This window comes from Ohtaekwangia sp. (assembly GCF_036568665.1).
GTDB lineage: Bacteria > Bacteroidota > Bacteroidia > Cytophagales > Cyclobacteriaceae > Ohtaekwangia.
The window spans coordinates 1-6,101 of sequence record NZ_DATCSD010000434.1; the positions used below are offsets into that span (position 1 = coordinate 1).

9 protein-coding genes are annotated in these 6,101 nt (G+C 41.2%); 6 read left to right on the top strand and 3 right to left on the bottom strand.

The window, feature by feature from the left end:
- Positions 1-340 precede the first annotated feature (340 nt).
- From VIN08_RS25515 to VIN08_RS25540, 6 genes are all read left to right on the top strand, one after another.
- Entirely contained in the window at positions 341-1,504 is a 1,164-nt protein-coding gene (locus VIN08_RS25515; protein WP_331971697.1) for a site-specific integrase, read from the top strand.
- 60 nt (positions 1,505-1,564) lie between these two features.
- On the top strand, positions 1,565-1,897 hold the full coding sequence (locus tag VIN08_RS25520; RefSeq protein WP_331971701.1) for a helix-turn-helix domain-containing protein: 333 nt from the start codon (positions 1,565-1,567) through the stop codon (positions 1,895-1,897).
- Between the two features lie 52 nt (positions 1,898-1,949).
- The gene (locus tag VIN08_RS25525; RefSeq protein ID WP_331971703.1) at positions 1,950-2,207 is read left to right on the top strand and encodes a hypothetical protein; all 258 of its coding nucleotides are present in this window, start codon (positions 1,950-1,952) and stop codon (positions 2,205-2,207) included.
- A gap of 61 nt (positions 2,208-2,268) precedes the next feature.
- Entirely contained in the window at positions 2,269-2,625 is a 357-nt protein-coding gene (locus VIN08_RS25530; protein ID WP_331971705.1) for a hypothetical protein, read from the top strand.
- A gap of 64 nt (positions 2,626-2,689) precedes the next feature.
- Positions 2,690-2,983, top strand: a complete 294-nt coding sequence (locus VIN08_RS25535) for a hypothetical protein (RefSeq protein ID WP_331971707.1) — start codon at positions 2,690-2,692, stop codon at positions 2,981-2,983.
- A 96-nt stretch (positions 2,984-3,079) separates the two neighbouring features.
- Positions 3,080-4,408, top strand: a complete 1,329-nt coding sequence (locus VIN08_RS25540) for a hypothetical protein (RefSeq protein WP_331971709.1) — start codon at positions 3,080-3,082, stop codon at positions 4,406-4,408.
- 758 nt (positions 4,409-5,166) lie between these two features.
- Here the strand turns inward: VIN08_RS25540 and VIN08_RS25545 are convergent.
- The 3 genes from VIN08_RS25545 to VIN08_RS25555 form a co-directional block, all read right to left on the bottom strand.
- Complete coding sequence (locus VIN08_RS25545) at positions 5,167-5,355, bottom strand: hypothetical protein (RefSeq protein ID WP_331971712.1); 189 nt, start codon at positions 5,353-5,355, stop codon at positions 5,167-5,169.
- Positions 5,356-5,556: 201 nt separating this feature from the next.
- On the bottom strand, positions 5,557-5,784 hold the full coding sequence (locus tag VIN08_RS25550) for a hypothetical protein (protein ID WP_331971715.1): 228 nt from the start codon (positions 5,782-5,784) through the stop codon (positions 5,557-5,559).
- 5 nt (positions 5,785-5,789) lie between these two features.
- Positions 5,790-6,101 (bottom strand): hypothetical protein (locus VIN08_RS25555; protein WP_331971717.1); only part of this gene is annotated, 312 nt, incomplete at its 5' end.

Here is a 6,101-nt window from a genome sequence, read left to right on the forward strand (position 1 = left end):
AAAAAAATGGCGATGAAAAAATGCAAAGTGATAAGTAAAGGTACATCAGGCATCAGGAATTGTGGCAATATATTTCCCATTGTGTCAATATCTTTCCCATTGTGTCAAAATGTTTCCATTGTGTCAAAATTGCGTCCTGGAGCCGGAAAATCTTTTGTAAACAGAGTTCGTATCTTTACAAGTATATAGGAAGCCAAGGCCTATAAAATTATATATAGTACAAATGAATCAACGAAAGCAAACTTGCAGTATGTGCCGCTGAATATTAAAGTATAAGATCATTTATAGTCCTTACAAAGTGAAGCAAAACGAGGGAATGAATGGAGGGGAAGATTAAATTATGGCTGTAGCATTAAGAGAAAAGAAGATCTCAGGAGGTAAAAAAGTATCGTTCTATCTGGATATATACCATTCGGGCAAGCGCTGGTATGAGTTTCTGGGTATACATGCCCGGACAGAAAAACCGGCACCGGCAGATAAATCGAATCGTCAACTGGCCGAAGAAATATGTATCCGGCGTCAGCATGAACTCATTGTAGACAATCACGGGCTGATTGACAAGCAAATGAAGCTTGGAGATTTTGTTGATTTCTTTGAGCAATATATAGATTCAAAGAAATCGAACAGCAACCGTTCTTCAACGCTTTATCAACTGAAACGGTTTGTTGGCAAACAGTGTCTGCCAATTGCCAAAGTTACCACCTCATGGCTCAAAGAGTTTGAATCATTCCTGCTAAAAACGATTTCCGTTAACTCTGCCCTGAGCTATTTAAAGAATGTTGGTGCCTCGTTAAATTACCTTGTAAGCAAGCAAGTCATTGCCCGTAACCCGTGGCATGCTGTACCTAGAAGTGAGAGACTGAAAAAGAAAGATACCAAGCGTACAGCCTGGACAATCGAGCAACTGGCAAGACTGGCGGCAACATCCTGTAATATCAAACAGCAATACAGACAGGCGTATTTCTTTGCTTGTTTTACGGGCCTTCGCTGGAGTGATACCAATGGTCTTCGCTGGGATAATATCATGGAGCGTTACTTCGATGGCAAGCTGGAATGGTTCATCCATTTTACACAGCAGAAAACGGATTCTTCCGAGTACTTCCCGCTCTCCGATCAGGCGATTAGTATTCTTAAATCCCGAAAGCAGGAGTCTGCCGGCACAGATGATGGTGGCTACATATTCCCGCAAGTAAAAGAAACCGACAGCAAGAACAAGTTAGTACAGGCACGTGTAAACTATGCCCTGAAAAAATGGGCAAAAGCTGCGGGCCTTGATCACACGCGCATGCACTTTCATACAGGCCGCCATTCGTATGCTACCAACTTGTTGGAACGCACCGGAGAATTATATACCGTCTCCAAGCTACTCGGTCACAAGAGCATACAGACTACGCAAATCTATGCGCAGGTGAGGGACACTGTAAAATATGCAGCGGTGAAAGCATTGCCCTGCATTGAGCTTGTCAGCGGTTCATCTTTACCCACAGTAGATAAAGCGGCCTGATCGGACAGCATTAATATAAAGTACACAGTAAACAGTATAGAATAATAACCAATACAGAACATGGAGAACGGAATCTATTTATCAGGGATGAGTAAAGCGGAACTTAAAGACCTTCTGCGCGAAATCTTGACAGATATACTGAAAGACCACAGGGGTCGTGATACAGTAATGATTACCGATATATTGGATGTAAAGGAGGCTGCGGCATTCCTTCGGTCGAAGGTCACCACGCTCTATGAGAAGACATCGGCTAAAATTATTCCCCATTTCAAGAAAGGTAATAAGCTTTATTTCAGGCGTCATCAGCTGGAAGCATGGATTGAGAACGGTAAAGTAAAAACGGTGGATGATCTGCAAAGCGAAGCAGTGTCCTACAGGCTGCGAAAGAAGTAACGAAGTATATATCAACATAAACAAACAGTAACAATTAAAAAATCAACAAAGTATGAGAACTAGAAATTTTGAAGTACCTGCCGATCTGATAACAGAATTTGCTCAGATCATGGAAGATCACGAATTGGATAATGTGATCGAGGGAGTAACCGAAGATGGCGAGATAGAGATCAGTGTAGATTATGAACCTGCGCAAAAGAAAGTCATTGAGCAGATACATGAAATCATTGATCGTTACCACGATGAAAACGAGGAGAATGACCTGGAGGAAGAGGGAGAAACGGAAGACGAAGATGAAGACGAAAATTAATCAGTATTAAAAGGATTCAACGTAAAACAATATACGTGTCACTTAAAAACAATTTATAGTTATGAGTACAACAAATGAACAATCTAAAGCCAATGAGCAGGGAAAATCCAATGAGCTAAGTAAAGCTGCATCAACAAAGGAGCAGGAAGTTACAACGGCTCTAACGGAAGTAATCGGCCACCTCGTGGTGGGTGTTGTAGGTTACATCTTTGGAAAAGGCACGGCGGAGTCAGCACAGCAGAAAGAAATCGAGAATTTGCGAGCCAAATTGAACGAGCAAAAGATGCAGAACCGAAGGTTGCAAAATGCTTTGTCGGGCATAAGCCATGAACAGCCAGATGATTTACAGCGCAAACCGAATGCTTATTTCACAAATCCTTCTACCGGTAAACCTTTGCATACAATCTGGCTTGATTAAGATGTAAAAGCGTAAAACGGGAAACGTAAAACGCAATTGCAAAACGTAAAATACAAAACGTAAAATGAAAAGGAATAAACACCGCCATGCCCTATCGCTCCGTGACCGGGATACTGTAAAGCGCTTTACAGTTCCCGGTGACATCCTTGTTGATGTACTCTACATTGTTCACCGCTGTGGAATACGCCACCAGATCACCGAAGTTAATCGGGATCAAAGCAATATCACCCTGCGTCTGTCGTGCGATGGCTCGGGTAAGTTCGAGGAACAGGCCTTGGAAAATATAGACAGTATAATCAGCGACTATATGAATTTTCTGACGGGTGCACCGAATGATTCATTTTACGATGAGCTTTAACTTTTTCTGTAGATGCAAAAAATATGTACCTATTGTGATCAACCTTTTCGGAGCCAGCGCAGCAACCGGAAATACTGCTCTGACAATTGCAGGCAGATGGCCTATTATGCACGTAATGGTTTTTCTCATGCCCAAGATCATGGGGTCGGTTCTGTTGACGGTCGTAACTATATTCAGGCTCCGGTTACCGTAAAATACAATAAACAGCCGGCCGTAAACGATCTAAAATATATAAAGCCGACACAAACCGTAAAAGACATAAAACAAGGAAGTGAACAAATCAGTGACTCCCTGCTTGAGACACTAGCTGATCGCATACTTGCACGTATTGAAGAAAGAATCGTTAAAAAACTGGAAGCCGTAAAATACGGTTTGAGCGATACTGTAAAACATGTTACCGTAAAGGAGCCGCTTAACGTAAAAGACAGAGCATCCGTAAAGCATGGTTTTACGTCAAATACGGTTACAGGTAACACGGACAGTACAATGTGCCGGGTACAGCCGTTTACAGGCCTATACAGCCCTATTGTTAACGTAAAACATGATAGCGATACTGTAAAAGATTACACTGATATTGTAAAAGACGGTATCGATACTGTAAAATACGAAAGCATTTTACGGGAAGCGGTGCCATCCGTAAAAGACATTACTGATTTTACGGATGAAAGTGAGCGTGAATGCGAACATTTGGAGGTACAGGAACTCCTCGATGATGAAGATAATTATTCAGCCGATGTGGAAGTTGAAGAAGTACATTGGGAGGATGATATAGAAGAAGAACAAAGCGAAGTTGATGCGTTAAACCATGAACCTGCACCCTGTAATTTACGTCAACGCTTTACGGTAACTGCGGATCATGAGAACAGCACCGACAGCGATCAAAACACCATTATAGCGTCAGCAAATACAGATAAAGATGTTATCGTAAAAAACGTAAATGAGCTTTCGGCAAATCGTAAAGACGACTATGAATGGGTTGAACCGGTTATCTGCGAAGAAATTCTATATTTCATCAAGAAAAAGCGCCCCCATATAGATCAAGACCTTGAAGTGTTAGGTACTGGAAACAAAAGGCGTGAAAATATGAAGGCGTTAATGTATTCAAAATGCCTGATCAGGAATGTACTCCGGCTCTCAAACAGCCCCGCCATTAATACAGAGACCTTTGTTGCACTTGCCAATACACTTACGAAACTTGTCGGCTCCGATATGTTTGCATCCCTCCCTATATGGTTTGATGCCTATACGTCAACGATCTGTAATTTACAGTCCAAGTTGCGCACAATGGGAATGGCCTGTCAGGGTAATGAACCCGTCCGAATAAGATTATCCCGAAACATGAAGGCCCGGTTAATGGCCATCCGGTTTGATCTGGACTATTTTGTTAACGATATAAGTTTTAAAGAGATTTCATTGCCGGGTTAGTCTTAACGTAAAAGATGCCACACGTATATAACCATCTTTTACTTTTATATCTTATCCGTTTTACGACAAGACGTTTCTTCAGAGTGATTTTGAAAAGCCCTCTAACCATGCGATAACGAAGCAGAAACTTAGGTCAACCTTCAGTCTACATTACGCCAAAGGCACCGGGCATCCGAAGGCATAACATAAAGGTTACACCGATCTGTATCCGCTTTATTTTCTTTGCGCTTATCTTACTTTAAACCGAATGAGAACAGGAAAAGAGCTATTACTCGCCAGTAAAGCCTTTGCCCAGGTTTGTTAAAATTATACCCAGTGTTTGCAAGGGGTTACTATATGTCAGGCTTTTCGTTATTTATCATGACTATCAGCATCGCGCAATCTTACAGAATTCTTTGCTCGCGGTGGTAATCATGCGCATATATTAAGATCCCGGTAATGCAAGACGCATTACCGGGGTTAGATTGTGGATGGTAACAGGATTGCTACCAGGAGTATCCACATCATCCGCTTTCCATTGTAAGGGAACACGTTAGGAAGGGCTGTATAGTTAGCTCGCGCGGTTTAAAGTTTAATGCTATTTATCAGGCCCAGTAATGAAAACGTCAGCAATGCAATACACGCCCACATCAGTACACCAAACAGTTTGTCCAGATTATCTCTGCTCTGAAACAAACAACATTGGACAAAAAATATTCTGACGTGCTCCCACGCAGCATCAACCAGTCGAATAATATTGCGCATAACAAGGTGTTTGATTAAAGTATACTATCGCTCGTTTTGGTTACATAGTTTCTGGTGTGATCAAGCAGACTCTTGATGATGTCTATTTCAGCAATTAATTGGTCGGCTGATTTAAATCTGTCTTCTTTTGAAAATTGTTCGGTCGCTTTACGAATAGTCTGCAGCTGAATCACTAATTCCGCATTGTAGATAACGTCTTCCATAATTTTAAATTTTAATGCTTCAAGTAAAGCCAAATAAACCGTATTGTCAATTATTTTGACTATAAAATGCAGACATTCTTTTGATCTCAAGTCTGATTATCTTCTTTTAGGCGGCATTAAATTGATTACGGCTGAGAATGAACTATATCCTGCTAACGTCAGCCTTTTGAGTACGTTAATGTATCTGCTATAGATACCTTTTTACTTCTTCTGCTCGCGGTACATGGCCAGAATTTTATCCTGACCATCTACCAGCGATTTAAGAACAGTTATTTTTTGGGCCTGCTCCGCAGCGTGCTTCAGCAGTCCCTCTTCTTTTATTCTGAACTCCTCATCTTTTTTCTTCATTAGCCTTTGAATACTCCTGATATAAAGTGCCATTCTGAAAATGATGAGTATGGATACGATTAAAGTAATGAGGATTGCCATAATATTTAGCGGGTCATTTTCTTACCGGTATAGTACATACCAACTGCAAACATAATATTCTTTAGAATATTGTGGGCATTGTGAAAACACCAGATTGTCATAGCCACATTTTTGTCAAGATCAGCAAGGATGTACTCGCCCAATACGTAGAGGGCGAACGTCATACTGAAATAAACAACAATAGATGCCGAAAACCACATTTCGCTTTTAACATCCGGACTCTGGAAAGGCAGGGTCTGGGCGATATTTTTTAGATGCTGGATTCCATACACCGTAATAAGAAGACTTCCGATTGCCCAATAGATACTTTGGTAGTG

Bases quoted from the DNA above. Each gene is read 5' to 3' on its own strand.
- VIN08_RS25545 (WP_331971712.1), bottom strand. From the start codon at position 5,355: ATGGAAGACGTTATCTACAATGCGGAATTAGTGATTCAGCTGCAGACT.
- VIN08_RS25525 (WP_331971703.1), top strand. From the start codon at position 1,950: ATGAGAACTAGAAATTTTGAAGTACCTGCCGATCTGATAACAGAATTT.
- VIN08_RS25515 (WP_331971697.1), top strand. From the start codon at position 341: ATGGCTGTAGCATTAAGAGAAAAGAAGATCTCAGGAGGTAAAAAAGTA.
- VIN08_RS25530 (WP_331971705.1), top strand. From the start codon at position 2,269: ATGAGTACAACAAATGAACAATCTAAAGCCAATGAGCAGGGAAAATCC.
- VIN08_RS25520 (WP_331971701.1), top strand. From the start codon at position 1,565: ATGGAGAACGGAATCTATTTATCAGGGATGAGTAAAGCGGAACTTAAA.
- VIN08_RS25540 (WP_331971709.1), top strand. From the start codon at position 3,080: ATGGCCTATTATGCACGTAATGGTTTTTCTCATGCCCAAGATCATGGG.
- VIN08_RS25550 (WP_331971715.1), bottom strand. From the start codon at position 5,784: ATGGCAATCCTCATTACTTTAATCGTATCCATACTCATCATTTTCAGA.
- VIN08_RS25535 (WP_331971707.1), top strand. From the start codon at position 2,690: ATGAAAAGGAATAAACACCGCCATGCCCTATCGCTCCGTGACCGGGAT.